At 40.3% G+C, this 25,052-nt stretch carries 33 protein-coding genes; 25 read left to right on the top strand and 8 right to left on the bottom strand.

Going from position 1 to position 25,052, the window contains the following annotated elements; all coding sequences use genetic code 11:
• The first annotated feature begins 156 nt into the window (after nt 1-156).
• The 10 genes from ACXACN_RS06880 to ACXACN_RS06835 all read left to right on the top strand — a co-directional run bounded on the left by ACXACN_RS06880 (nt 157) and on the right by ACXACN_RS06835 (nt 9,156).
• The gene (locus tag ACXACN_RS06880; RefSeq protein ID WP_474963319.1) at nt 157-945 is read left to right on the top strand and encodes a hypothetical protein; all 789 of its coding nucleotides are present in this window, start codon (nt 157-159) and stop codon (nt 943-945) included.
• 134 nt (nt 946-1,079) lie between these two features.
• Nucleotides 1,080-1,988, top strand: coding sequence for a S66 peptidase family protein (locus ACXACN_RS06875; RefSeq protein ID WP_474963317.1), 909 nt, complete (start codon nt 1,080-1,082; stop codon nt 1,986-1,988).
• Between the two features lie 828 nt (nt 1,989-2,816).
• Nucleotides 2,817-3,080, top strand: a complete 264-nt coding sequence (locus tag ACXACN_RS06870; protein WP_474963316.1) for a hypothetical protein — start codon at nt 2,817-2,819, stop codon at nt 3,078-3,080.
• 346 nt (nt 3,081-3,426) lie between these two features.
• Nucleotides 3,427-3,621, top strand: a complete 195-nt coding sequence (locus ACXACN_RS06865; protein WP_474963315.1) for a hypothetical protein — start codon at nt 3,427-3,429, stop codon at nt 3,619-3,621.
• 341 nt (nt 3,622-3,962) lie between these two features.
• On the top strand, nt 3,963-4,334 hold the full coding sequence (locus tag ACXACN_RS06860) for a SecDF P1 head subdomain-containing protein (RefSeq protein WP_474963313.1): 372 nt from the start codon (nt 3,963-3,965) through the stop codon (nt 4,332-4,334).
• 146 nt (nt 4,335-4,480) lie between these two features.
• On the top strand, nt 4,481-4,891 hold the full coding sequence (locus tag ACXACN_RS06855) for an NUDIX hydrolase (protein ID WP_474963311.1): 411 nt from the start codon (nt 4,481-4,483) through the stop codon (nt 4,889-4,891).
• A gap of 497 nt (nt 4,892-5,388) precedes the next feature.
• Nucleotides 5,389-6,219, top strand: a complete 831-nt coding sequence (locus tag ACXACN_RS06850) for a GNAT family N-acetyltransferase (RefSeq protein ID WP_474963310.1) — start codon at nt 5,389-5,391, stop codon at nt 6,217-6,219.
• 85 nt (nt 6,220-6,304) lie between these two features.
• Nucleotides 6,305-6,739 (top strand): aminoglycoside 6'-N-acetyltransferase, encoded by a 435-nt coding sequence (aac(6'), locus tag ACXACN_RS06845; RefSeq protein ID WP_474963309.1) that lies wholly within the window; start codon nt 6,305-6,307, stop codon nt 6,737-6,739.
• Nucleotides 6,740-7,607: 868 nt separating this feature from the next.
• Nucleotides 7,608-7,886, top strand: a complete 279-nt coding sequence (locus ACXACN_RS06840) for an AbrB/MazE/SpoVT family DNA-binding domain-containing protein (RefSeq protein WP_474963307.1) — start codon at nt 7,608-7,610, stop codon at nt 7,884-7,886.
• 565 nt (nt 7,887-8,451) lie between these two features.
• Nucleotides 8,452-9,156, top strand: a complete 705-nt coding sequence (locus tag ACXACN_RS06835; protein ID WP_474963306.1) for a DUF459 domain-containing protein — start codon at nt 8,452-8,454, stop codon at nt 9,154-9,156.
• Nucleotides 9,157-9,209: 53 nt separating this feature from the next.
• On the opposite strand, the gene crcB (ACXACN_RS06830) is transcribed toward ACXACN_RS06835, so the two are convergent.
• Together crcB (ACXACN_RS06830) and crcB (ACXACN_RS06825) are read right to left on the bottom strand one after the other, a co-directional pair.
• Complete coding sequence (gene crcB / locus ACXACN_RS06830; protein WP_474963304.1) at nt 9,210-9,572, bottom strand: fluoride efflux transporter CrcB; 363 nt, start codon at nt 9,570-9,572, stop codon at nt 9,210-9,212.
• A complete protein-coding gene (gene crcB, locus ACXACN_RS06825) occupies nt 9,572-9,946 on the bottom strand; it encodes a fluoride efflux transporter CrcB (protein ID WP_474963303.1) in 375 nt (124 codons plus the stop codon). The genes crcB (ACXACN_RS06830) and crcB (ACXACN_RS06825) overlap by 1 nt, the downstream gene beginning before the upstream one ends.
• Before the next feature lie 128 nt (nt 9,947-10,074).
• Here crcB (ACXACN_RS06825) and ACXACN_RS06820 point away from each other — a divergent pair, with 128 nt between their 5' ends.
• From ACXACN_RS06820 to ACXACN_RS06800, 5 genes are all read left to right on the top strand, one after another.
• Nucleotides 10,075-11,214 (top strand): FtsW/RodA/SpoVE family cell cycle protein, encoded by a 1,140-nt coding sequence (locus tag ACXACN_RS06820; protein WP_474963302.1) that lies wholly within the window; start codon nt 10,075-10,077, stop codon nt 11,212-11,214.
• 156 nt (nt 11,215-11,370) lie between these two features.
• Nucleotides 11,371-11,664, top strand: coding sequence for a hypothetical protein (locus tag ACXACN_RS06815; RefSeq protein WP_474963300.1), 294 nt, complete (start codon nt 11,371-11,373; stop codon nt 11,662-11,664).
• A gap of 655 nt (nt 11,665-12,319) precedes the next feature.
• Nucleotides 12,320-13,756: a CDP-glycerol glycerophosphotransferase family protein gene (locus ACXACN_RS06810; RefSeq protein ID WP_474963299.1), complete on the top strand. Its 1,437-nt coding sequence runs from the start codon at nt 12,320-12,322 to the stop codon at nt 13,754-13,756.
• A gap of 25 nt (nt 13,757-13,781) precedes the next feature.
• Nucleotides 13,782-15,185 carry a glycosyltransferase family protein gene (locus ACXACN_RS06805; protein ID WP_474963298.1) on the top strand — a complete coding sequence of 468 codons (1,404 nt, stop codon included), beginning with the start codon at nt 13,782-13,784 and terminating at the stop codon, nt 15,183-15,185.
• Between the two features lie 124 nt (nt 15,186-15,309).
• Entirely contained in the window at nt 15,310-15,900 is a 591-nt protein-coding gene (locus ACXACN_RS06800; RefSeq protein WP_474963296.1) for a class I SAM-dependent methyltransferase, read from the top strand.
• A gap of 518 nt (nt 15,901-16,418) precedes the next feature.
• Here ACXACN_RS06800 and ACXACN_RS06795 read toward each other — a convergent pair.
• Together ACXACN_RS06795 and ACXACN_RS06790 are read right to left on the bottom strand one after the other, a co-directional pair.
• Nucleotides 16,419-16,598, bottom strand: a complete 180-nt coding sequence (locus tag ACXACN_RS06795; RefSeq protein WP_474963295.1) for a hypothetical protein — start codon at nt 16,596-16,598, stop codon at nt 16,419-16,421.
• 48 nt (nt 16,599-16,646) lie between these two features.
• Nucleotides 16,647-16,814, bottom strand: coding sequence for a sporulation protein (locus ACXACN_RS06790; protein ID WP_474963293.1), 168 nt, complete (start codon nt 16,812-16,814; stop codon nt 16,647-16,649).
• Between the two features lie 219 nt (nt 16,815-17,033).
• Here ACXACN_RS06790 and ACXACN_RS06785 point away from each other — a divergent pair, with 219 nt between their 5' ends.
• Both ACXACN_RS06785 and ACXACN_RS06780 read left to right on the top strand, forming a co-directional pair.
• On the top strand, nt 17,034-17,288 hold the full coding sequence (locus ACXACN_RS06785; protein ID WP_474963291.1) for a hypothetical protein: 255 nt from the start codon (nt 17,034-17,036) through the stop codon (nt 17,286-17,288).
• A gap of 11 nt (nt 17,289-17,299) precedes the next feature.
• A complete protein-coding gene (locus ACXACN_RS06780) occupies nt 17,300-17,554 on the top strand; it encodes a hypothetical protein (RefSeq protein WP_474963289.1) in 255 nt (84 codons plus the stop codon).
• 31 nt (nt 17,555-17,585) lie between these two features.
• Here the strand turns inward: ACXACN_RS06780 and ACXACN_RS06775 are convergent, their stop codons facing one another.
• The gene (locus tag ACXACN_RS06775) at nt 17,586-18,203 is read right to left on the bottom strand and encodes an acetate uptake transporter (protein WP_474963287.1); all 618 of its coding nucleotides are present in this window, start codon (nt 18,201-18,203) and stop codon (nt 17,586-17,588) included.
• Between the two features lie 120 nt (nt 18,204-18,323).
• On the opposite strand from ACXACN_RS06775, the gene ACXACN_RS06770 reads away from it, so the two are divergent.
• From ACXACN_RS06770 to ACXACN_RS06735, 8 genes are all read left to right on the top strand, one after another.
• A complete protein-coding gene (locus tag ACXACN_RS06770) occupies nt 18,324-18,947 on the top strand; it encodes a pyridoxamine 5'-phosphate oxidase family protein (protein ID WP_474963286.1) in 624 nt (207 codons plus the stop codon).
• A gap of 13 nt (nt 18,948-18,960) precedes the next feature.
• The gene (locus ACXACN_RS06765; RefSeq protein ID WP_474963284.1) at nt 18,961-19,512 is read left to right on the top strand and encodes a GNAT family N-acetyltransferase; all 552 of its coding nucleotides are present in this window, start codon (nt 18,961-18,963) and stop codon (nt 19,510-19,512) included.
• A 107-nt stretch (nt 19,513-19,619) separates the two neighbouring features.
• Nucleotides 19,620-20,051 (top strand): hypothetical protein, encoded by a 432-nt coding sequence (locus ACXACN_RS06760; protein WP_474963283.1) that lies wholly within the window; start codon nt 19,620-19,622, stop codon nt 20,049-20,051.
• Between the two features lies 1 nt (nt 20,052).
• Nucleotides 20,053-20,289 carry a hypothetical protein gene (locus ACXACN_RS06755; RefSeq protein ID WP_474963281.1) on the top strand — a complete coding sequence of 79 codons (237 nt, stop codon included), beginning with the start codon at nt 20,053-20,055 and terminating at the stop codon, nt 20,287-20,289.
• Between the two features lie 17 nt (nt 20,290-20,306).
• Nucleotides 20,307-20,564: a hypothetical protein gene (locus tag ACXACN_RS06750; RefSeq protein ID WP_474963280.1), complete on the top strand. Its 258-nt coding sequence runs from the start codon at nt 20,307-20,309 to the stop codon at nt 20,562-20,564.
• A 207-nt stretch (nt 20,565-20,771) separates the two neighbouring features.
• Nucleotides 20,772-21,014 (top strand): hypothetical protein, encoded by a 243-nt coding sequence (locus ACXACN_RS06745; protein WP_474963278.1) that lies wholly within the window; start codon nt 20,772-20,774, stop codon nt 21,012-21,014.
• Between the two features lie 43 nt (nt 21,015-21,057).
• Nucleotides 21,058-21,597 carry a GNAT family N-acetyltransferase gene (locus ACXACN_RS06740; RefSeq protein WP_474963276.1) on the top strand — a complete coding sequence of 180 codons (540 nt, stop codon included), beginning with the start codon at nt 21,058-21,060 and terminating at the stop codon, nt 21,595-21,597.
• A gap of 397 nt (nt 21,598-21,994) precedes the next feature.
• On the top strand, nt 21,995-22,171 hold the full coding sequence (locus ACXACN_RS06735) for a hypothetical protein (RefSeq protein ID WP_474963274.1): 177 nt from the start codon (nt 21,995-21,997) through the stop codon (nt 22,169-22,171).
• 191 nt (nt 22,172-22,362) lie between these two features.
• Here ACXACN_RS06735 and ACXACN_RS06730 read toward each other — a convergent pair whose 3' ends face one another.
• The 3 genes from ACXACN_RS06730 to ACXACN_RS06720 form a co-directional block, all read right to left on the bottom strand.
• Nucleotides 22,363-22,974 (bottom strand): class I SAM-dependent methyltransferase, encoded by a 612-nt coding sequence (locus tag ACXACN_RS06730; RefSeq protein ID WP_474963272.1) that lies wholly within the window; start codon nt 22,972-22,974, stop codon nt 22,363-22,365.
• A 68-nt stretch (nt 22,975-23,042) separates the two neighbouring features.
• Nucleotides 23,043-23,465: a universal stress protein gene (locus ACXACN_RS06725; protein WP_474963271.1), complete on the bottom strand. Its 423-nt coding sequence runs from the start codon at nt 23,463-23,465 to the stop codon at nt 23,043-23,045.
• Between the two features lie 20 nt (nt 23,466-23,485).
• The gene (locus ACXACN_RS06720) at nt 23,486-24,940 is read right to left on the bottom strand and encodes a SulP family inorganic anion transporter (protein ID WP_474963269.1); all 1,455 of its coding nucleotides are present in this window, start codon (nt 24,938-24,940) and stop codon (nt 23,486-23,488) included.
• Nucleotides 24,941-25,052 lie beyond the last annotated feature (112 nt).

Below are 25,052 nucleotides of genomic sequence, written 5' to 3'. Positions count from 1 at the left end.
TGTTACCGTTTTCTTCCTAATTAAATGAATATAAACAACATACGTTTGTTACTTGGAAGGGACTATCGTGGCCATTATATTGAAAGATGGAAAAAAACAATTGTTCGAACTTATGAAAAGAATAATTTTATTGATTAATATTTTGAGGTGGAGTAGATGGAATATGCAGTTTCAGTTACAGATACGTCTTATGCATTAGAAATTGAAAGGAACGGACAACTCCTTTTAGAAAAACTTAACCAATTCTCACGTTCTCTAGAGTCTATCACTACGTTTAAATCCCCCAGGGGAATCATCTTTCATGATTTGAAATCGGCTACAGAGCTTTATTCAACGATACCCCTCCCAGCCTATACATCAAGAGAATTGATACATATCAACCCGCTGATCGACACATGGAAGGACATATTTTTATCAACGACAAAAGGTCTTATGAAGGCTGATCAGTACTACAAGAATCTTTCGATAGATGATATTGCTGTTATTGCTGCACATGAGTTAACTCACCATGCTGATTTCTTCCATTCCGAGTTTGAAGGATGGGATGAAGAAGAGAACATGTGGTTTGAAGAAGCAATGTGTTTTTACATACCCCGTAAAATGATTCTATCTAAGAACAAATTCAATGGGATTATGGATGTTGAGCTGCGTTTAATTGAGTTATATAAGGCTGACTTTGGAGAGTACACGATCGACCGCTTTGGTGAATCCGGATATCGGGGTGGAAATGACCTTGGTTATGCATCTGCTTTTTATGATTATTGGAGAAGTACTCATATCGTTCATAAATTGATTGAGAAGTATTGTAATGGTGAAATGAATACGTTAATTGAATCTTATGTGGATTGGGTAGATCATTCTTCTGAGATTAACATCCAAAGGTTCTTTATTGATAAGTTTCAACTATCTACGCATGAAGCAAAAGAATTATGGCTATCTGCTTGATTAGCTAAATGCTTTCAATTTATTTGAATTTAAGTCTACAAGTAAAAGGTAATTATTATTTCATAAAGTATATCACGCGGAAATCGTTCAATAATCAATACAACTATTAGAATTAAGGGAATTGAGGTAAACCTATGATTAAACCAAATGCTTTACAGCAGGGGGATCGGGTAGCAGTTATTGCCCCGGCTGGAGCACCAGATAGAGAACAATTGGTCCAAGGAAAACGTTTATTAGAAGGAATGGGCCTTGAGGTTGTCCTTGGACGCCATGTGTTCGATGAGGAGGAAGACCTTAAAGCTCTCAAACAAAAGCGAGTTACTGACATACATGAGGCTTTTTGCGATCCTGATATCCGAGGTGTTTTTTGCGCAACTGGAGGATTCGGTACAGCAAAAATTGCTCCTATGATCGATTATCAAAAGATACAAAGCAATCCTAAGATATTCTGGGGGTACAGTGACATTACATATCTACTTAATGCCATTCAAAAATGGGGTGACCTGGTTACTTTTCATGGTCCAATGGTGGCTTCCGATCTGAATGACGAGCAAAGAACAAAGGAGACAGAATCCTCGTTTTTATCTTTGTTCACTAAAGAAATGATGATCTATGATGATCACAAATCTGATCTAAACACGCTGATTCATGGTACAGGAGAAGGATATTTAGTGGGAGGGAATTTAACGCTACTAACTAGTGGATTGGGCACACCTTATCAAGTAGATACGAATGGAGCAATTCTGCTCATAGAGGAAGTTGGAGAACCTGCGTTTCTTATTGATTTGAAGCTTACACACCTAGAACAGGCAGGGGTGTTTGAAGAAGTTCAAGGTATCGTCTTAGGTAACTTTCAAGTGGAAGAAGACGAAGAGGTGAAACTAAGAAAAGTACTTGAAAGCTTCTTCGCAAGTGCTCCTTTTCCTGTTGTTGAAAATTTTCACTTTGGTCATTGCCAGCCCAATTATGGTGTGCCACTTGGAGTAAATGCGAAACTCACAACATCTCCTCCTCAATTGGTCGTTGATTCGGGGGTAATGTAACTCTTTTTTAGTTGAAGGGGGAGGTCTAATGAATAGAAAATTGCGGTCTACATATCTTTTTTGAACGGTGAATTTCAACTAACTTCAAATGAATGGCATTAGATGGGTTTTCAATTGGCTAAAGACATGAACCTTAAAGAACTATTCGGTTGGACGGAAGCATAGAAGGAAGGCCTGATCTAGAGTATTGAGCTGAAGAAAATAACTCCACAATACTTAGCAAAGTATTTTATGGTGGTCCACGACTTGCTGAATCAACTTGTGAAAGAAAGTAATTTTTTTAATGTGAAAACAGTATATGATTACATTAAAGTATGACTGATGTTAGTTAAATAAATGGAGTTTTTGTTCTAGTTACATCAATAAACACAGTGCCTAATTAATGAAGGAGGCAGATTTATAAATGGATAAATATGAATGGCGGAAACAAGCGAAGGAACTCTATTTACCGAAAAAAGAGCCAAGCATTCTGCTTAGAAAATAACCTGAAGCGGGCTGAAAAAACACACAAAGAAATATATATTTCAGATGCCAGAAGAACGCCGCCAGAAAAATTGAAGACTGTCTTGAGATTTAGAGTGAAAGAACATTAAGTAGGCCCTGACCCCGGTACATAGAAGTGTATCGGGGTCTGCCATTTCCAGGTTACCAATTGGTTCGTAAATCTTACCATGGCGTACTTCTTTTGATTGAAATACTAAATTTAGTGTTAACAAATCCTTTTTGAATACCGGCTCATGGGACTGGTCAGAAGGTTGAGTCCTTTCTGACCAAGCGTTTATAATGAAGCCTTTTGGAATAAACTATCGCTATAAAGGAGCTGGTAGCGTGGATGTTAATGGGAAAATCATACGAGGAAAGTTTGATCATAGCAACGACGAATTTGTTTTAAATCAAGTGAAGCACTTTACGACTCAATCCACTCTTAATAAAGACCAATTGGATATCATTTACGACTATTTGTACAACCATAAAGATGAAGGAGATGGTCAAATCCTTACTTTGAATGAACAGATGCTTGTTCGATTGAGTCAAGAAGAGTCGAGTCAGTTTATAGAAGACTTAAATCAGATTCGTGAACTATACGAATAAGTACGTCAAAGGGTTGTTTCTCCTGAAGAATTAATACATTAATCAGGCATTTTCTCCAGTAACTTGATGGAAAAGAATATGTCTATGAAAATATTTAAATTATATCTCGAACTTTAGACTTCAACAAACGGTGGCTTATCCTTAAAAGGATGAGCCTTTTAGGTGTGGATGGTTCGACCTTGGTATAAATTGAATTAGCTCTTGTAGTCCTAATTAAGTATATGGCTTATTTCATTAACGCTTCTTGTTCTGATCGATTTGTATCATTTTTTTCTACTACCTTGTTTAGCTGTTTTATCTATATTAGGTTATATAATGAATTTCAAGATAAGGAGGGACGAGACAAATGAAGAAAAAGATGATCACACTATTGTTAACAGGACTGTTTTTTGTAAGTGCAACCTCTACTGTCTCTGCAAATGATTTCAAGACAGGTAAGGCAGGTTATGATCTAGGCTGTACGATTTGGAATGAAACCCAGGATCATGAGATTTGTGTTGGAGACGACAAGTCTTGGTGGGAAAATTTATTTGGCATTTAAGCTATGACTTCGAGGGGGAGCATACATAACCTCTGATATCTTAGCCACTTAGGGTGAAACATTATCTAAGTACATAAAAGTAATCGCAGGTCAGACCTATTACGTTTAAAGATTAAGACAGGCCCATCTTTCCTACAGGTAGATGGGCCTGTCTTTTCTATAACTAAACCATAGTTTTTTTATGATGGAAATGAATAATCATATGCCCAAAGCAAAGGAGAGATTATGAAAAAACCAATCACTGCTTAAAGTGTATTGCAGAATATTTGAAACTTTCTCCATACTTGTTCGTAGAGACAACTACTATCCAAGAGCTATTCTAAAATGAAGGGAGGGTTAGAATGAGGTTAGTCGCGTCAACATTAGGAGCGCTTTTTATACTCATTGGGTGTCAGCAGGATATCAATCATGAGTATAGTGATGTTTCGATTAAAGATCAGGATGACAATGTCCTGGTGACGGCAGCGGATTTTGAGGATGCAAGTGTTCAAGAGGAACAAGGTCGTCTTCTAGTGACGGTCAACTTCAAAGACAGTGCTGAAATCACAGAAATTTCGGAGGAATATTTGAATGAAGAGGTTCATGTTTATTTAGGAGATGAGGAACTAGCTTCTCCATCAATTCGAACGGTCATCAATAGTGATTCCATACAAATGGATGGAGATTATACGAAAGCAGAAGCAGAAAGATTTGTAGATGCGATTAATCACTAGTCTCACTCTAGAAGAGATGGAAGGTCCTACATGTGACCTTCCATTTTCACATGGATATCAAATCTTTCGAAATAGGGACTTTCTTAATTTATATAATCATTTATTGGAAGGAAGCAAATGAAACCACTAAGTAGGAGTGATTTTAGTTGGATCGAGTTGATGTAGCTTACGCGTTTATCTTTAATGAAGCGGAAGAGAAAGTGTTGATGGTGAAGAATAAAGATAGTGGATGGTCTCTTCCTGGAGGAGCTGTTGAAGAAGGTGAAACTTTTGAGCAAGCAGCAGTGCGAGAATGTAAAGAAGAAACAAATGTATCGATAGCAATTGAACACATCGTTGCTGTCAATGAGGCATTTTTTGAAGATAAGGGTCATCATGCTCTGTTCATTACATACAAAGCTAAGATTGTAGAAGGGGCTATACAAATCTTACATGAAGAAGAGATTGTTGACGTGGACTGGGTAGATATTCATACCGCAAACAAACGAATGCCTTACCATGCTGATGGGGTAGGAAGATTACTGGAATCGTCTGCTCCCTATACCTTCCAAGGTTAAGAGTACTGACAGAGTCCCTTAAGTTAAGTATTGGAACAGAGATAGTATCTCGTTTTTTGAAGGGAATTTTTTAAATTGATGGATCCAATCTATTTAGTGTAAAAGATTTCATTCAATTTTATGAGAGGGTATGCTTCGTACGTGGGATGTCAACATGTGGTGCACAAGATATAAAAGACAACTTAGTTTAGAGTCTTAATAATGGGGTGACTTTTTGAAGGGAAAAGAGGCCATTTTGGAAAAAAGACTACAAATTTCACGATCCATTGATATCGTGATTCTTTCAGCAGGAGCTATTTACTTGTTAATGGTGGGGTTTACTGAGCTAACCCTTTCCACTAAGGTCCTTTTGACTATTTTCTTATTAAACGCCTTAATTAGAGGGATTGAATCGCAGTGGAACGGCAGAAAAATTGCTAGTTTATGCATTTATGGTTTCAGTCTATTTATCATAGTAGTCTTAATTATATGAGTGAACTTCCTATAGGAGGATTAAAATGATTCGAGAACTTAATAAATCTGATTTCTATAAATGTGAAAAGTTGATAAATGAAGGAGGTCATTTAGAAGTAAAAGCGGTAATAGAAGGGAATAACCCAGGTCGTATTTTTGTAGATTCATTCGATTCACCACATTCTGGGCTGATCTGGTTGGGGAATCATGATGGTTTTTTCTTTATTGGTGATGAAGAAAATGAGAGGTTTAACAACCAGATCAAAGGTTTTATTGATAAGGTTATTTTTCCTGAAGCCAAGAAGCTGAACTTAAATACCTTCATAGCTATTGGTAATCACTCAAAATGGGATAAAACCATAGAAAAGATCTTTAAGAATCATCACATGCAGAAATCGAATCAAAAGGTTTACACATTAGAAAAAGGACAGGATAAAGCTACTCATGAACCTTCCATTAATCAAGATTATAACGTATTGAAAATCAAAAAGGAGCTTTTTGAGGATAGGAACCATTCTCTTGAAAACATAGGCTTTTTACGATCGAAAATCGCAGAATTTTGGTCTTCTCCTGAGGAATTCTTTCAAAAAGGTATTGGCTACTGCATTGTCCACGAGAATAAGGTTGTAAGTTTATGTTTTTCAAGCTTAATAGCTCAAAATGTTCACGGTTTAGATATAGAAACAAAAGAGGATCATCAAGAGAAAAAATTAGGTCAGAAGGCAGCCCATTGTGTTGTGAAGGATAGTGCACGTAAGGATATGATTCCATACTGGGACTGTGAGGAGGCAAATAAGCCTTCTAATATAATAGCTGAAAAAATTGGTTTACAGCAATATTTCAATTATTCTGTGTACTTATTTCCAATCGGTTAAGGATAACATAAACAATGATTCAGCTGATAGAAGAAAGAACAATAGAAGCATTGCAACAAATTTTAAAAAATATCCGGAGGTTTTTATGCTGAAACAAGCGACCTTACAACAAACAGAAGAAGTTGCTCGCTTAGCTTTAGAACTTTGGCCAGGTTCTTCGTTAGAGGAATTTGTTCAAGAAATGTCACACCTTATAGAACAGCCTGATGCAACCATAATTTTAGCTTATCATGGAAACGAAGCCATTGGCTTTGCACAATGTCAACTCCGATATGATTATGTTGAAGGCACAAGTACACGGCCAGTGGGCTATTTGGAGGGGCTGTATGTAAAAAGTGACTTTCGTAAGCAGGGTTTTGCAAGGAAATTAGTAGATGCATGTGAGAAATGGGCAGTGGAACAAGGTTGTCAGGAATTTGCAAGTGATTGTGAATTAGAAAACGAGGATAGCTTACGCATGCACCTTCAATTGGGGTTTAAGGAAGTTAATCGGATCATTTGTTTTAGAAAAGATTTATAAGGAATGAACCCGTTTAATTAGGAATTCCAATGTTAACCTTCTTAAAACCTTATTTTTTTCTTGAAACGAAGTCTTCGAAGGGGAAACAAGATTTGCACTGAAAAATTCATATGTTACCGATAGCGGTAGAATCTTATCATTCTTTACCTAAAATAAACGATCCCCTTGATGCTCATCCATGATCTTTCCATAAAGAGTTTCCTTAACATAATCTCAGGATCCCCCGTGCCCTTTCATGACACCATCTTTTCCTATAGGTTAGGCGGTTTCCTTCATAGGTGTGCGGAAGTGGATTGTAAAACTCATTTTTCCAAAGTTCCAATGACTTATATGTTACATATAAATGCAAATATAGTAATTATTACCTGTAAGATATTACCTCACACATCCTTAAGACCTAGAACATACATTTAAAGTAATAAGTAGTAGGCCAATAACCTTACCATCCTTACTTTTACAAAACTGGATGTCTTCTTACTTGTAATCATTTTAAGAAGCAATGGTTTAAGAAACGGAAGACTGAAGGGAAACAGAAAATCTTTAAAAGAGTTTGAAAAACGGTACAAAAATGCGTCCTGCAGAGCACATATCTTTCACAAATCTTACTTCCATTTCCGTATCTGTAATCTTTGTTAGTGCCTGACTTGAATAACAACGTCATCAAAGGAAGTTGAGGTGGTTCCTTTTGTGTAGGGGATGATCGTTTGTTATGGCAACTTTACTGATTTTATGCTGACGCTTTTGCCATTACCCTTTTCGTACCAAAGTGCACCGAAGTTGGGTTAGGTATCCGATTGGCGATATTTTCACCTGGAGCTTTAGTGGCCAGTGGTAACACGATAAAATTATTGGAAAGGGAGCATGTGTGATGAAAAGTACCGGCATTGTGCGGAAAGTAGATGAATTGGGAAGAGTGGTCCTTCCTATGGAATTACGCAGGACTTTAAATATTGACAAACGAGATCCATTAGAGATATTCGTTCATAATAATCAAATCATCATGCAGAAATACACGGTAGACAAAAGTTGTTTTATCACGGGTGAAATAAGCGAAGATAATTTGGAATTGCCTGGTGGGCTATATCTAAGTTCAGAAGGTAAAGAAATTCTAATAAACTATTTATCTGATTTTGATGCTCAAGAATAAACATTCAAGCAGTGACTGGGTGTCAGGGCAGTTCATGTTCAATCAAGGGATGTGGCAGTTAGAATGCTTAACGAGATACCTGGACCCAAAATAAAAGACGATTATTCTTAAGAATAGTCGTTTTTATTTTGGAGTTAGTCGGTAGGTTTTCAGGAAAAATTGGAGGGATAAATCATTAAGATCAGATATTTCCTGGTTTTTATTATAGGGTTTTGTTTGAGTTACCTCATCCCGAGTGAGGGTCTCTTTGACCAAAGTAGTGTATTCTTAAATACTTTATTCAGGAGTGGCTGGGCGCTCTTCTTTACAGTTTCCATTTGGCTTATTCAACCTAAGAAAGCTGATGGTGATAAAAGACAGAAGTAAGTATACATAAACGGAGACGTTCGTGGCATATGCGATTTAGCTGGTGTATGTTGCTTTCATTAGCCTTGACTTGTAAATTGGGCATGATGTTCTCCCTACAACAAGTATGCCTATTCATCGTGCTTTCGTTCTATTTATCGTGACGATGTTTCGTCCTTACACCTTGAGGGAATTTAGGGCGTATTCGGAGGTGCAGCTTATGAAAAAACATCGGACATGGTGGATCGGACTGCTCGTAATCGTAGCGATTGGCCTCGGGGTTTTTGGTTTCCAATCCTCGATGTCCCATCAAGAAGAGGAAAGAATCGTCGCTCTCGGTGATTCATTGACCTACGGAGTGGGGGATGAGAGTGGGCATGGGTATGTCGAGAACCTTCAACAGTGGTTCGATCGAAATCACGAAGACCCCGTCACCGTTGATAATTATGCCATTCCCGGTCAGCAGAGTGATGGAATGCTCGGCCAAATGAATGAAGCCAACGTACGGAAGTCGATAGAACAGGCGGATTATATTTTATTTTTTATCGGAATGAACGATATCATCAAGAGTAATGGAGGAGACCTTTCTCCGCTATATAAGGAAAAAATCGCGCTTGGGAAAAAGGATTATGAGAAGAATGTGAAAAGGATTCTGAATGAGATTCGAAAGGAGAATCCGGAGGCACCGATTTTGTTTCTCGGGTTGTATAATCCTTTTCCGGACAAACCTGAGATTGGTCAGATCATCAATGACTGGAATTCGTCAAGTCAGTCCATGGTATCGTCTTATGAGAACGTCACGTTTATCGAAACGAATGATTTGTTTGAGGAAAAGTCATCACGCTATTTCAGTGATGCTCTCCATTTGAATGAACAAGGGTACGAGAAGCTGACGATGCGGATCATCCAGGCGTATGATTTCTAATGGTGTAGGGTGAAAAAAGACTTCCCTTTGAGGAAGTCTTTTTGGTTTCAGCCCTAAAATAAGCCTCCCAAGACGTAGCCGGCCCATGCTAAAGAGATGCCCAGCGTGTAGCTGAGAACTGTATAAAGGGCGAAGGGTTTCCATTTCTTTTTCAAGCGAAGCTGCACCGCCTCAAGTTTGAAGGTAGAAAAGGTGGTGAAAGCGCCGAGGATCCCTGTTCCCCAAAAAAGGACCCAGACCTTTGCGAGGTCAAATCCTGTGAGCAGGCCGAGGAGAAAAGAACCCAGGATGTTGACGAACAAGGTGGCGATGGGAAGGTCGGATGACGTCCGTTTGCTCATCCATTGGCTGACTCCATAGCGGAGAATCGCACCGATGAATCCACCCGCTCCAACGAGTAACAGGTTCGTGAGCATCAGGAATCCCTCCTTCTGCCCAGCATAAAACCGAGCATGGAAAACGCAAGCCCACCGAAGATGCTTATGGCTATGTAAAGGAGGCTGAGGAATAGATCTCCGCGTTCGTAGAGGGAAACGGCATCCATGCTCAGGGTGGAGAAAGTCGTGTACGACCCGACAAGACCTGTACCAAGAGCCGCTTTCCATTTTGCAGAGAGGGAGAACTTCTCGACGATCCCCATCGTGAACCAGGCCAGAGCGAAGCTTCCGGTCAAATTGACGGCCAAGGTGGAATAGGGGAACCACTGATCCGGGTTCTTCAGCCACTCGCCAATCAGGAACCGAAGGGATGCGCCGATCAGCCCACCAATTCCGACATAAAAATAAATCATTCCACAAACCTCCTACAAATCTAATCGTTATTATATAGACTTTCGAAGTAATTTGAAAGGAATGCTTTTTTTACAAGGCGAGAAGCCTTATAATTTACATAATAGTACCAAACGAAAGAGGGTTACGCATGATACGGAGAATATTGAAGAACGTAGATTTTACCATCCTATTCGCTGTATTGGCTTTGTCTGCATTCGGGACAGTGATGGTGTACAGTGCCAGTATGGTCAGTGGTGTCATGGTTTATGAAGTAACCCCGGATTACTTTTTCAAAAGGCAGCTGGTGTCATGGGGGCTGGGGCTCGCCGCCCTCTTCCTTGGGATCATCTTCCCTTACAAAAACTACCGGCGCTTATTCAAGCTGATCCTGCTTGGTACCGTCATCCTGCTTGCGATGGTTTTTGTATTCGGACATACGTCCAACAACGCCCAGTCGTGGCTGCCGGTTCCTGGTCTTGGCAAATTCCAGCCGGCTGAATTGGCGAAGATGTCTCTGATCATTTACATGGCGACGATTTTTACGAAAAAGAGCGGGTATATTGAAGACTTCACGAGAGCGTTACTGCCGCCAATCATTTTGATGATGCTCGTCGTTGCGATGATTTTGAAACAGCCGGATTTAGGGACAGCCCTTATTGCCCTTGCGGTATCCGGACTGATCATCATGTCGAGTGGATTAAGGAAAGTTCACCTGTTTTCTATGATTGGACTTGCCCTCGCGGGTGCTCTCGTCATGTACAATTTCGGTCTGAGTGAAGAACAGCTTTCCCGTTTTGACGGGGCCTATCAGCCTTTTGAATACGCAGACGATGCCGGGTACCAGCTGATCAACTCATACCTTGCGATCCACAATGGAGGATTGTTCGGTACAGGACTTGGCGCGGGTGTGCAGAAGCTTGGTTACTTACCTGAAGCGCATACTGACTTCATCATGGCCGTCATTGCTGAAGAATTGGGTGTGATCGGTGTCGGAGTGGTCTTGCTGCTGCTTGGGTTGATTGTTCTCCGCGGTTTCTATGTGAGTATGGAGAGCCATGACACGTTCGGCCGCCTGCTTGCGATCGGAGTATCCGGATTAATCGGCATTCAGGCCATCATCAACCTCGGTGGTTTGACAGGACTCCTGCCACTTACAGGTGTGCCACTCCCATTTGTCAGTTACGGAGGCACGTCGTTACTCATGATGATGTTCTCTGCCGGCATGCTGATCAACATTCATGCCATATCAAAAATTAAAAAAGGGCAGGAAGAACGAGCCGCCGCCTAAGCGAAAAACGTCACCGATATCAGGTGGCGTTTTTTTATTTTTTTACATTCATAACTCAAGAGCAACGCGCATAAGGGCAGAGTTAGAATAATTAGCGTGCAAGGCAAGTTACCCATGGGTCAAACATTAGTAAATCTAATAAAGGACGAGTTTACATTGACTGAAGGAAAGAATAATTATTCTCCAGAGTTTCGAAAATTTGTAGCCAAACAGGTAGTTTTGGATGGTCATAAAATTTGTGATACAACACGCAAAATTAATATCCCATACCACACACTTCGAAGTATAAAGATCATTATGGAAAAAGCTAAAGAGAAAGTAGAAATCAAAGAAGAGAATGGAGTTATAGAAAAGTCGATGAACACCTTCACGCAAGATCAAAGCAGAAATTTGAATTTATTCATTATCATAGAGATTAGCACACTATTACGAAGATGTGCGATGCTCTAGGTGTGTCGTCTTCTGGCTATTATACTTACGTGGAACGATTCATCCGTAAGAGACAGAAAGAGAAAAGTTGAATCGTAAAATAGATGAGTGTATTGTCTTTCATTATTAAGATGTTCAAATTAATGACGATATGGAAAAATGTTATTGCTTGTGGCGAGAGCCTTGTAGCTTCCTTGAAGAAAAGTTTATTGTTATATGCATGTGTTTCCAACAAAGGCTGAAGCAACCGCTAGGGGAGACTTCTAAACTAAAACTATATAATCAGAAACGGAAGTACTCATCGCTGGATTATGACATTTCTATAGAGATAAAAACTGATTAATAATGAAACCCAGGAGCACAAGGTCAGTAATAACCAAAAGACATCAGCGTAAAAGCAGATATCAATGATGGAATTAATGTGTCAAAAATGAGGTGTTCGATAATTTCATAGGAAAGAACTGAGTGAAAAAGTGAGTAACTTGCACACCAAAACCGTGACCACTTTATTGACATAACTCCACGTTTGCATTTATTTCTTGAGCATATAAAGACATATTAGACTTTCCTTTGGAGCGATGAATGGATGGCTAGGTGAAATCCTACACAAATGTAAAAGGTTAGTATATATATAGATATAGAGAATTTTATTATAAATAACAAAAGGAGAGATGTAATGAATATTTCCTCACGTAACTATTGGTCCCTTTATGTTGAATTTTTAGAAACTTTCAAACATTTAAAATATAAAGGTTTCTCTGTTCCTTATTTGTGTCACTTTCGAAGCTTACTTCATGATAATGCTTATGTATGGGAGAACCTACCCTCGGAGAAATTTGTAAATTCCTTGTCTCATAAAGTGAATGATAAGCAAGAATTGCAGAAAAAGTTCAGTTCGTATAAACAATACCATATTAATAAGAAAAGTAGTAAACTGTCCAAGAAAGCACATGGTAAAGGTAAAGTCGTCTTATATAATGCAGCAAATTTATTGCGATTTCCGAAGGAAATTATAGAAGAGCATTTTCCATCCACACAGACGGTCTTACTTCAAGACATCAAATCGAATAAAAAACCTAAGGTTATTAAAGGTATTCCAGTAGAAGGAGTTCCATCCCATTATTTAAGTCATTATAGGGCAAATGTCAGTTCAAATATTAATATTCTTAAAGGCATAGCTGATCAAATCATATCCAAACATACTAACCATCCTATGTTTAATGATCCATCCTTTAAACCTATTTTCTTTAAACAGCTGGAGGGAATCTTGAATCGTATTGAAGAAGCCAACAGGTATTTTAGCAAGAACCCAGTATCTTGCATCATATTAGCGTCCACACATTATTATCAGAGTCGAACCATCGCTATGGTTGCTGCAGAAGTGGGCATTCCTACTATTTGCATGCAGCACGGGATTATTGGAGACGAAATTGGCTATATGCCTCAAATTGCAGATGTAGATGCTGTTTATGGAAATTTTGAAGTAGACTGGTTCAAGCAAATAGGCATAACAAAACCAGGAGTAGAGGTAATTGGACATCCAAGATTTGATACTATTCGTAAGAACCCTTCTATCTCTAAAATTGAGATGGAAAAGCAATTAGGATTAAAGCCAGGTAAGAAAATGATCTTAATGATTGTCAGAGATGAAAAACAGCTTGAGAAATGGGAAAACCTTCTTAGCCACCTTAGTAATAATGGAAAATACAACATCGTTATAAAAGACTATCCTTTCCTTACTCCTCATCAATTAACAACTAAATCTCCAGATGCTTACTCTTCTAATAATTTCCATTTATATGACTTGATTCATCATAGTGATGTAGTATTGACTTATTTATCTACGGTAGGTTTGGAAGCAATGATCAGTAATAAACCAGTTTTCATACTCTCCACAACGTTCCCAACCTATACGGGGTATTTTGACTCTTATGGTGAATTCGTACAAACAGATCCTTTGATACTATCTAAAATGATTAAAGAGTATCTAGAGAATGGTAAAAATAAAAAACTAATGGAACTAAAGCGGAAAGAGTTTTTATCTTACGCTTACCCATCCGCAAAGCCTTCAGGACAAAGATTGTTTGACTTGATAAAAAGGCTGGAGAAATAAGTGGAATAAGGAAGGAGGAAAGTACATGAATAGTTTTGAACATCGTTATTGGGCTTCATATATGGATTTTCTTAATAACTTTAAGTCCCTCACCTATCTGGGTATACCTATTTCTCTTGTCATTCCTTATTATTATCTCATTATGGATCAAGCTATAAAAAAGTTGCATAATCCTTCTATTATGAAAGACATAAAAACGCAATTAACTCAGGAGAAAGATCTTCAACCCCTTTTTGAAAAACATCTCCATTTATATAAGAAAACGACGTTGAAACATCAAGGGAAAGTAGTCGTGTATGATTCAGTGACAAGAATTCCTTACCAGATGTTAAAGGAGAATTTTACACCAAGTGATACTTTAATTCTCATGCAAAAGAAGATTAACAAGAAAAATACCCCGGGTTTTCAAACGGTTACTTTTATTAATCTTCAAAATGTGACTGATCAAACAATCGTCGCTTTTCAAAAAAATGCACGTCAACACTTAGCTAAGTTTAAGTCCCATCCGATTTTTGGAGATAGCATATTTCAAGATAAATTTATTACTTTGATCCCTGGTATTATGAAACAGATTGCTGCAGCAAAAAAATTCTTCTCTACTACCGAAGTATCTTGCATGATTTTAGGTACGACTAATAGTAGCGATACAAGAATTTTAGCTCTAGAAGCATCTTCAAAAGGCATTCCAACTATTTGCCTGCAGCATGGGATACCCATGCTTGAGTTCGGGTATTTGCCTAAGGTCGCAACTTATCTAGCTGTCTATGGAAAGTCTGATGTTGAATGGTATGCAAAAAGAGGAATACCATTAAGTGCTTTAAAGATACTCGGACATCCTCGAATGGATGAAATAACTAGACGCAAGCCTATGCAAAAAAAATTGTTTTACAATCGTTTAAAATTGGATCCGAATAAGAAATCAGTACTCCTCATTTTGCATCATGAAGAGACTGAAATTCCTCAAGCTGTTATTCAGCATCTTAAAGGGCAGGGGAAGGTTAATATTGTAATAAAAAGGAGAAATGGAAAACAAACCACTTCTGCCAAAACTCTTTTCCTCCAGAAGCAGCACCCAGATCTTATCTTGGGGGATGATTTACATTTGTATGATCTTCTTCATAATACGGATGCAGTAGTGAGTTATGAATCAACTACAGTTTTGGAAGCTATACTAGCCAACAAGCCAGTTTTCATGTGGAAGTTAAACAGTCTACTACCTAGTACGACGGATTATTATAGTCTGCTAAATAACTATGTCTTTACCGACCATATCAAACTGGTAGAAAGCTTAATGAATACGTTAGAAGAAAAAAAAGTTAATAAGAAATGGACTAAGTTGAAGAATGCTTTTGTTGCTCATAAATACCCTGATCTTTCAGGGGTGTCTACAAAACTCTTAAGTGCATTTATTCAGTCAATTATAAAATAATCATATATGATGGTGATTTGATATGATATATATGATCTTAGAATTGGACTCAGGCATTTATCATTACAAATCATCTACCTATTGCATACTATATTGTATCTTTGTACAAATTAGGGGGCATACGATGACAGAGCCGAAAAAGCTGAAAGAAATTCATGATCATTGGATTAACAATAGTACTCCTGAGCTATATTTAAAAAGAGTTGAGAGAAGCTTGTTTTTAGGGGATTATGTGAGAAAGTATGTTAGTAAAAAAGGAAAAGTGCTTGAAATCGGTTGTAATGTGGGACGAAATTTAAATTATCTATACGAAAATGGATACAAAATGGTGACAGGGATAGAAATTAGTCAGAAAGCAGTAGAATCTCTACAGATTCATCATCCGTCACTAGTTAATAATGGACAAATTATTCATTCTCCCGTAGAAGACATCATAAAAAAGTTTCTACCAAATTCATTTCAACTAGTATTCTCTATGGCAGTACTCGAACATATCCATCCAGATAGTGAATGGATTTTTGAGGAGATAGCAAGAATATCTGGGGGATATATTATAACGGTCGAAGCAGAAAATGCGTCCCATTGGCACATTTATCCTAGAAACTATAAAGACATTTTTGAAAGTTATGGTTTTAAGCAGATAGAGGAAACGAATTGTAAAGCAGCTGGTCTGGAACAATATACGCTCCGGGTTTTGAAGAAAGTAAAAAAATAAAGATTATGCATAGTAATTTAACTCGATAGCTTAAAACTAAAACCTTTATTGTTGTCTAAATAATTCTTAAGAGGTTATGATGAAAATCATCATGTAAACTAACATTACCAGCTAAGGTCATCCCAGGATGACCTTAGCTGGTTTCAGTGAAGAAGACTTTTGTTCCATTCAGGCATGATGTAATCGATTTAAATATTAAGAACACATCTTAATAAAAGTGGAGTATGAATATATGAAAAAAGTAAACATATGCGCTTATGTTTACTTTATAGGGATCGCCGCCTAATCAAACTTTTACTAGAAATTTTTTTATTTTTATATAAGGCAAGTAGTTAGGAACACAAACGCGTTCTTCGCTAAACGTACCGAGGATTTTTTGCTGATGCTTGTTTGAAGTTATTCATAGCGTAGACTTAAATTCACCCATATTATTATTATGTAAACACAGACCTTTTATTAAAAACTAGGTTCATAGGTTACCAATAAAGAAGTGGTAGGTGACCCACTTCTTTATTGGTTTACCGATTAACAATATTAATTTCATCACTATCCGAAGTTTTCGCATCATTCTTCAATACCAATTTCGTTTGAAGGTGATAGGTCGTTTCCGGATCTTCCAAATCAAGCGTTTCTGCTTCGGGAAGCACGAAATGAAAGGGATATCCACTTTCTTCTTTAGGTTCCAGAACACGGTTCATTAAAACCGTCGTTACCGGCTGTAAAAGGCTTGTTTTTTCCCCTGCTCGTTATTTCATCAAGTCACATTCCAGTCGTTGGATGATCTGCTGGTTCAATCCGCCTATTAAATGGAAAGATCCGGTCACTTTTTCTCCGGGCGCGTATTCTGTTTTGGATAGAACCAAATCGACCTTAGGCATGCCCGGCCCTAACCAATTGAATAGCTTCGCTAACATCATCAAAGCCTCCTTCTCTCCATCATTCAAGTCACTGGATGGTCTACCTCCGTATTTCTAAACCCTGAACTCTATCATTTCAATTTATAGTTGTATCATATTCGAGCATGTACAACACGTCAATCATTTTTAGAAAATTCAGCACACGACCATACAATCGCTTTCAAAGAGGTTAATCTTGGAAGGAATGTATGGTAAATTGTTGTAAGGAGGAATCTTATGGATGCCATCGTTAATGTGATCCAATACATTTTTTCAAATAAAAAAGCACTCATTTATACGACATTTATACAAGAGGAGTATTACAGAATCGCCTCGAAATTGTCTGCAGGAGGTATAAAGTACAGGGTCGCTACGGTCAGCCATACGTCATCCGTAGGTGCACCCGCGTACAGGAGTGACTTCGGAGCAGAATATAAATTTTATGTGAGAAAAAGCGATCGTCACAAAGCAGAAGAGGCGATTCATCGTTAGGAGAAGATAGAATGGTGAAAAAAGACTGGGTGGGCATTTTGTTTTTTATCAGCGGCGTGATCCTTTACGGTTTTACTTTAGTCGGAGCGGTTTTATTCATGCCCCAGTTAGAAGGGTGGAACAACCCACCAGGGAAGTATTGGAGTGCGGTCCAACAGGGCTTCCTCTTAGTTCCGATGATTTTAAGCTGGGTGCTTATAGGAGTAGGATTTCTCTTAATTTTCTGGGATGAACTAAAGAACATGTACAAAAGGTGGAGCCATTAAAAAAGACCGGGAAAGAATCCCGGCCTTCATTTTATTTAAAAATGCCAAACGGTTTGCCGACGGGCAGGGTGACTTTTCCGAAATGGACATTCAATACGCTTGCAGCTGAACCATAAAAGCTCATAATCGCAATAAGTAATTCAGCTACGGCTGCGATCATGTGTGTCGTGTGCGGGGCAATTCCGAGTGTAGACAGGGAAAGTCCGATGAACAAGAAGTCGATCAAAACAAAAATGATGAACAAAACTTTGTGCGTCTCCATCGCACCTACTGTCATGAACACGGAAAAGATCAGATAACCGATGTAGGCAATTCCCAGTTGATGTGGATCCACCGCTTGTGCAGCTGCTTCTCCGAAGACACCAAAGTCAATCAGCCAGGAAGTCCCGACACCGAACCAGAAGAGACCGAAAGCGGCAAAGGCTGTCGTCCCGAATGTGTTGTTATGTTTCGCATCCTGAACGGCTGCGAATAGCTGGGCAAGGCCACCAAGGAAAATCGCCCATGGAAGAACGAATGAAACCCCGTCCGTCCATCCGAGTTTAGCTGAAGAAGCCACGAGTGTAACCATGGCGAGTCCGAATAGTCCAATTGCAGAAGGGTCTGCGGTTGCCATTTGTACCCTTTGCGTCGTCGTTGATTGATTCATAGATGATCCCTCCTAAAAACATACTTGTCTAATTTACATAAAAAATAGAGCCTATGCAATGAGTTTTTTCATGTAAGCGAAACTTTCATAGATTTTAAAAGGATGGAGGGGGAGTGGGAGATGTTCCAGCATGTCATCAAAGATGAAAAGGAGCTACGTTCATTCATTGGGGAGCCGAGTGAACTCGTAAACAACAAGGTGATCCACCATTTGGATGAAAACTGCCAACAGTTCATCAGACAATCGCCGTTTCTGACGCTTGCGACTTCCGATTCGAACGGGAAGTGTGACGTGTCTCCAAGAGGAGATGAGAAAGGATTTGTTCATATCCTGAATGATCACTGTCTCATTATTCCTGAAAGGCCTGGAAATAAGCGCGTCGATTCTATGAGAAATCTATTATCCAACCCCCATGCAGGCTTGATCTTCTTCATTCCAGGCCTTGGAGAGACCTTAAGGATCAATGGCAGGGCGAGCATCATGGCTGATGAGGACCTTCTTGAAAAAATGGCGCACAAGGGAAAAGTGCCAGCCCTCGGGATCGCGGTAGAAGTTCAGGAATGTTTCATCCATTGTGCCAAAGCATTCAAACGGTCAGGTTTATGGGACCCGGACACCTGGTTGGAAAAAGAAGAACGTCCATCCGCTGCTAAAATGCTCGCCGAGCACGCCAAGCTTCCCGACTTGGATGAGGAAGCGGTCAATAAGGATTTGAATGAAAGTTATATAAACCGACTTTACTGAGAGGGGCAGTCCCATGGATTTTCCAGAATTAGAAACCGAACGCTTGAAGCTGGTTGAAATGACAGATGACTATATTGAACGCTACTATGCCATCATGTCGAAGGATGAAGTCACCAAATATTATGGCATGCCTTCACTCACAGAACGGGAACAAGCGGAAAACATCATCCGCTCGTTCAGGGACAACTTCGCAGTGAAAAAAAGCATCCGCTGGGGAATCCTTTGGAAAGAGACGAATGCCTTTATCGGAACGGCTGGACTGAACAACTGGAGTCCGTATAGCCGAAAAGCCGAGGTGGGATACGAACTCGATCCCTCGTTCTGGCGGAAAGGTATCACCTCAGAAGCTGTCTCTGCTGTCATGAACTATGCATTTTATGAATTAAGTCTTTACAGATTAGGCGCAGTGACTTTCCCTGAGAATGATGCTTCCTCCGGGTTGTTGAGGAGCCTTGGATTCAAAGAAGAAGGCGTGTTGAGAGGGTATCTGTTCCAGGACGAGCAGAATCATGATGCGCTCATGTTTTCCCGTTTGCGTCACGAGTTTTTGACAGAAGAATCTTGAAGGAAATCATGCTAGTTACGACTATGACACTAATGATTGATACTGTTCTCTTCATTTAATGATGAAGGTCTGAGTTGACGGATTGGATTGAAAAAAGGGGGATTCCTATGTGGAAATTGATTTTTTGGCTTCTAGGCATCGGTGTCGTCTTCGGAGGTGGGTATCTCGTTGGTGTCATCACATCCGACGAACCTTCTTATAAGATCACGATTCAGCAAGAAGGAGAGAGTCAGCCGCCGAATGGCGTGGTAGTGACTGACGTTGACCATCCAGCAAAAATGGATTCGATGCTTGGCATTCTTTTAAATAAACAATTCGTGGAAGGGAATCCTGTGAATATTGATGAACCGGATGCATCCCTGAAGCTCCTGAGTCCGAAGCGTTCAATCGGACTGGAGAACCACAGGATTTGGTTCACAGAAGATGGGGGTTACTTGGCCGAAGAACGAAACGGCACATGGCAGGATGCTGCTTTTTTCAAGATTAGAAAAAGAGACGCAGCCTATATCCAATCCTTGTTGAACGGGGAGGAGGATTGAGGTGGAAATTGAAAAGCTGCGAGGCCCTCTTTATTTCCTAGGCCTCTGTATCCTGTTTGCAGGCTGTGCCGTTGCAAACGGAAATGAGGGTCCTTCCATTCAACAACAAGATTATTCTTATGAACTGGAAGGTATACAGCAGGAACTACAGATGCTGAGGCAGGAAGTCGAGGGATGGAACGAACAACAGTCGGATCTTGATTCTAGCGACCGGACGGGCACGAAGCGAAGCTATTAAAAATGGAGGGAATGGGTATGAAGGACGAATTCAAGCGTTATTTCTGGAAGCGGTTCTGGTTGATTTTTGTTCCTCTTTTTCTCGTGGCGGTTGGAAATGAAAGCTTCATTGTCGAGAACTCCCTTTCCGGAGTAGAGGATTATGGTTCATTTCTGTTTTTCCTCGCTTTTTATTTCATCGGTTATGGAGCCATCTCAGCTGGGATTGTTCACCTTCTGTGGCGAGCCGGCAAAGGAATGGGTGTCATCCAATATGAAAAGAAAGTTAGAGAGTAAATGAAAAGAATTGATGTCCTAGCAGAGGTCTTATTTACACCACTGTCTTTATTCAGTTTTTTTATTCTTGAATAGATTTTACTCCAATGGACATTTTACCGGTTTCTCAAGTGGAAAAGGATTGCCCATAAGAGAAAGACGGTACTCGAGGATTCTCATTATCTATGGTTCAGTCTACTGAAAAAGAGCAATTGAATCCTAATCACAATGGCTGCGGGGTTATGGCTGCTTCAAGGGGTTCTAATCTATTCATGGAACGGGTGGGCGGTGTTTTTACTTGTGTTTGCTGCGGGTGAGCAGATCAACGACTATCACATCTGCTTGCCTTACCAAACCCAGGCGGAATGGAAAGAGTGGAAAAGGCGAGGCTGGCAGCGTTCGGTCCTCGCTCGTGAATTGGATAATTACCAAAGGTCTGTCCAAGACAGCAAGTTGGAACAGCTGCCATAGACGAGAACCATACATAACGATGTGAAGAAAAGGAGGGGAAGGTTTGTATTTTCCGACGATAGAAACAGAGCGCCTACATCTGGTCAATGTAAGCCACAAACATACGAATTTCATTTTGAAACACTTCAGTGACACCCAGGTGAATCAATATCTATATGATGAAGAAGACCTTGAGAATTATGACCAGGCACAGGCTCTCGTAGACTGGTACGCAAACCCGGAAGAAAAAGGGTACAACCGCTGGATCCTTGAGAGCAAGGAAAGGGGAGGCGTCCCTGTTGGTACATGCGGGTTCCATTTGTGGGATCGCCGGAATCGGATGGCTGAAATCGGCTATGACCTGTTTCCGGAATACTGGGGGAAAGGGTTGATGAGAGAAGCGCTGGTGGCCTGTATCAACAGTGGTTTTCAACACATGCATTTGAACCGGATTCATGCCTTTGTAGCCGTTGAAAATGACCGTTCATTCCAATTGCTCGAGCGTCTAGGTTTTACACGTGAAGGGGTCTTCCGTGATAAACACTATTATCAAGGGAATTTTTATGATCACTATATGTATTCGTTGCTGCATAGGGAGTGGTAGGTTCGGTAACAAAAAGGGACTCCGATAAGAATTATGTCTTTCCGTTTTCGGGGAAAACATTGTCAATAGCATAAGAATGAGCATGTCTTTTAGCACAGTAATCCCCATGGTTGTTTTTTGGTTGGTATAACAACCTTTTATAAGATGTTAACAATAAAATAGCTTAGCAAATAGTATACAAAATAACGACTACACAATATCTAATGTGCAGTCGTTATTTTGTGTGCTATTTTACTTGTTATTTGAAAAGTGGTTTTAATCTGTTTAAGAAATTCAAGGACATAAACCATCATGTGGTAAAATTGTGGTGAAGAACTAAATAGATATTCAACTACGAATAAATAAGCGGGTATAAATAATATTCCATTGATAATTAACGAACGGGAGGGGGGAAGTCATGTTGGAATGGCTCTGGTTACCGTTAATTGTTGCATTTTCTCTAACTTATTATGCTCATAAGAATAAATTGAATCATGAACAAAAATTAAGAGAAATTGACTTGAAAGAGAAACAAATTGAGTTAGAAATGATGAAAGAAAGAAACGGCTCAAACACAGATGAAAAAAGTGATTAACTATACGTTTAGAGGGATTGAATAAGATCATCACATTCAAAGGCAGAAAGCTTGGGGTAACCCAAGCTTTTTGTGTGTTAATCGTATTGTTGTTAAGTAGTTTGTTATATATGCTACAAAAGCATATGGTATTTAATCTGCATTTTATAGTTTTCTCCACGTCATCGGAATACTTAGTTAAAATGGAGTCCCTACTTTTTACAAACCGCGACACCTAAAGGATAATAGACTCCTTTTCTTGGCGGTTCGATCGTGACGCCGCGCTGATTATAGATTTCTTTTTCAGAAAAGCCTTCGAACAAATCCTCGAATTCCTCCGGGGTCAACTGAAAGTAATGGAAAGGTTGCCCGGACGAGTAATCCCTTCCTTCGCCGAATGGAGTGGAGAGAATAAGGGTGCCGCCTGGCTTCAATAAATCGTACATCCGCTTGACGAACAAACGATCATCTTCCACATGCTCAATCGTTTCAAAACTGAGGATCGTATCAAATGTCCCGATCTCCTGGGGGAGTGTATCGTTCATGGCATCTCCTTGTTTGAAAGTGAGCAAAGGATGATAGTAGTTATGGACCGCATATTGTACCGTTTCCTCACAAATATCCATGCCGATGATTTCGTCGATGTTCTCTTTCGTGTCTTTCGCTATTTTTAGACTGCCATAGCCCGTGCCACAGGCAAGATCCAGTACCCTGCCGTTTACATAGGGCGTGGAAAACATGTAGCGTGCAATGTGCTCAAGAAGCATGTTGTTCATCGGGTCCATTTTTTTCGGTATGACCCGTTCGCCCGTGTCTTCTAACATATCCAGTTCACCGCTTTTGTCTGATTTTTCTTACTTCGATCAGTATAACACAGGTGGGAGGGGCGTACCTATTTGACGACCATGACCGGGACCTGCACATACTTTACGATCTTGTGGCTGACACTTCCTAAGATGAACGTTTGGAATTTATTGCGTCCCCGGCTTCCGATGATGACACAATCATAATCGTTTTCGTTGGCATAATCGGTGATTTTTTCAGCCGGTTCTCCATGGAGGATGATGACATCGGCTTGCACCCCTTTTTCCTCTATATAAGAGAGCGTATCCAAAAACTTCTCTTTCCGTTTGATCGTTGCTGTTTGAGGATCGCCGTATTTCAGCACATCTCCTTTGGATGCATTCCAATCAACAACATAAATCAAGTGAAGTGTCAGCTGGTCATTGTACGGTGCCGTCATTTTCAAGGCTTGATCGATCGCACGGGAAGAATGCTCGGATCCATCCGTTGCCAGTAAAATTTTTTTATACATGCCGTTCCCTCCTCAGACCTTTAATGTCCTGATTGATTCGTCATGCCACCGAGCCGCTGAAGAAGCCGGTTGCTTTCCCCGTTCAACCCTATGAACTTCACACTGGTCCCTTTAACTTTGAATTTGGTTTCAATATGATCGAGGGCGCCAATGGCCGAATCGTCCCACAAGTGCGATTCCGTCAAATCAATGATCACTTCTTCCAGGTCATCCGAAAAATCGATGCCCTCGAGAAATTCCGTTACAGAAGCGAAGAAGAGTTGTCCTTGAATGTAATAGATCTTCCTTGTTCCTTCATCCATGTACAGGCCGAGCACGCGTACTTTCGATATTTTCACGGCAAAAACAATCATGCTCAAAAGAACGCCGGTTAATACTCCGTATGCCAAGTTATGGGTGATGACGACGGTCAGGACCGTGACAATCATGATGGCCGCATCTGTGATCGGCACTTTGTGGATGTTCCATAGCGAATACCAGTTGAATGTACCGATCGAAACCATGATCATCACGCCTGCTAAAGCTGCCATCGGGATTTGGACGACCACTCCGCCAAGCACGATAATCAAAAACATGAGTACGACGCCTGCAGTGAGGGAAGAGAGCCGTCTCGATCCGCCTGATTTTACGTTGATCACCGATTGCCCGATCATCGCACATCCGGCCATCCCGCCGAAAAATCCGGTGACGACATTGGCGATTCCTTGTCCGCGGCTTTCTTTGTTTTTATCACTTTCGGTATCGGTCATATCATCGACAATCGATGCTGTAAGGAGAGACTCCAATAGGCCGACGATCGTCAAGGCGAGGGCATAGGGGAAAATAATCGTAAGAGTATCCAGATTCAATGGAATGTCAGGCAGTGCAAACACAGGGAGCGTTCTCGTTAGCTCCCCCATGTTACCGACATTGCGGACGTCGATATTCATTGAGATCGCGATGACCGACACAACGATAATGGCCACTAACGTCGAAGGGACGACTTTCGTCAGCAAAGGAAATAGATAAATGATGGCTAGCGTCAGTCCGGCTAATACGTAGATCATCGACGACTCGTTTTGAAAGTGTTCGAGTTGAGACATGAAAATCAGGATCGCCAGGGCGTTGACGAATCCGATCATCACAGACCGGGGGATGAATTTCATAAAGCGGGCCAGGCGGAAGATTCCGAACAGAATCTGCAACACCCCTGTCAGTAGGGTAGTCGCTAATAAGTACTGCAGACCATACTGGGCGACGAGTGTGGTCATGAGGAGCGCCATGGCCCCTGTAGCTCCTGAAATCATTCCCGGTCGTCCACCGACAAAAGCAATCACGACAGCGATACAAAAGGATGCATAGAGGCCTACCATAGGATCGACCCCTGCGATGATGGAAAAAGCGATCGCTTCAGGGATGAGAGCTAAGGCGACAACGATTCCGGACAAAACGTCCCCTTTGATATTTCCGAACCATTCCTCTTTCACAGTTTCCATGGTTGGGCTCCTTTCTTCGGTTTTGTCTCTATTGTCTGCCTAACCTTCAGAAAGCATGCAAAAAAGCGTGTCGCATGGGAATCGGCACGCTAGGAATTTAGCGATGTGTGGT

Source organism: Halobacillus sp. AWM4_238 (genome assembly GCF_056158265.1).
Note: the sequence above shows the minus strand (reverse complement) of the source record. Positions and strands in the feature narration are given on the sequence as shown.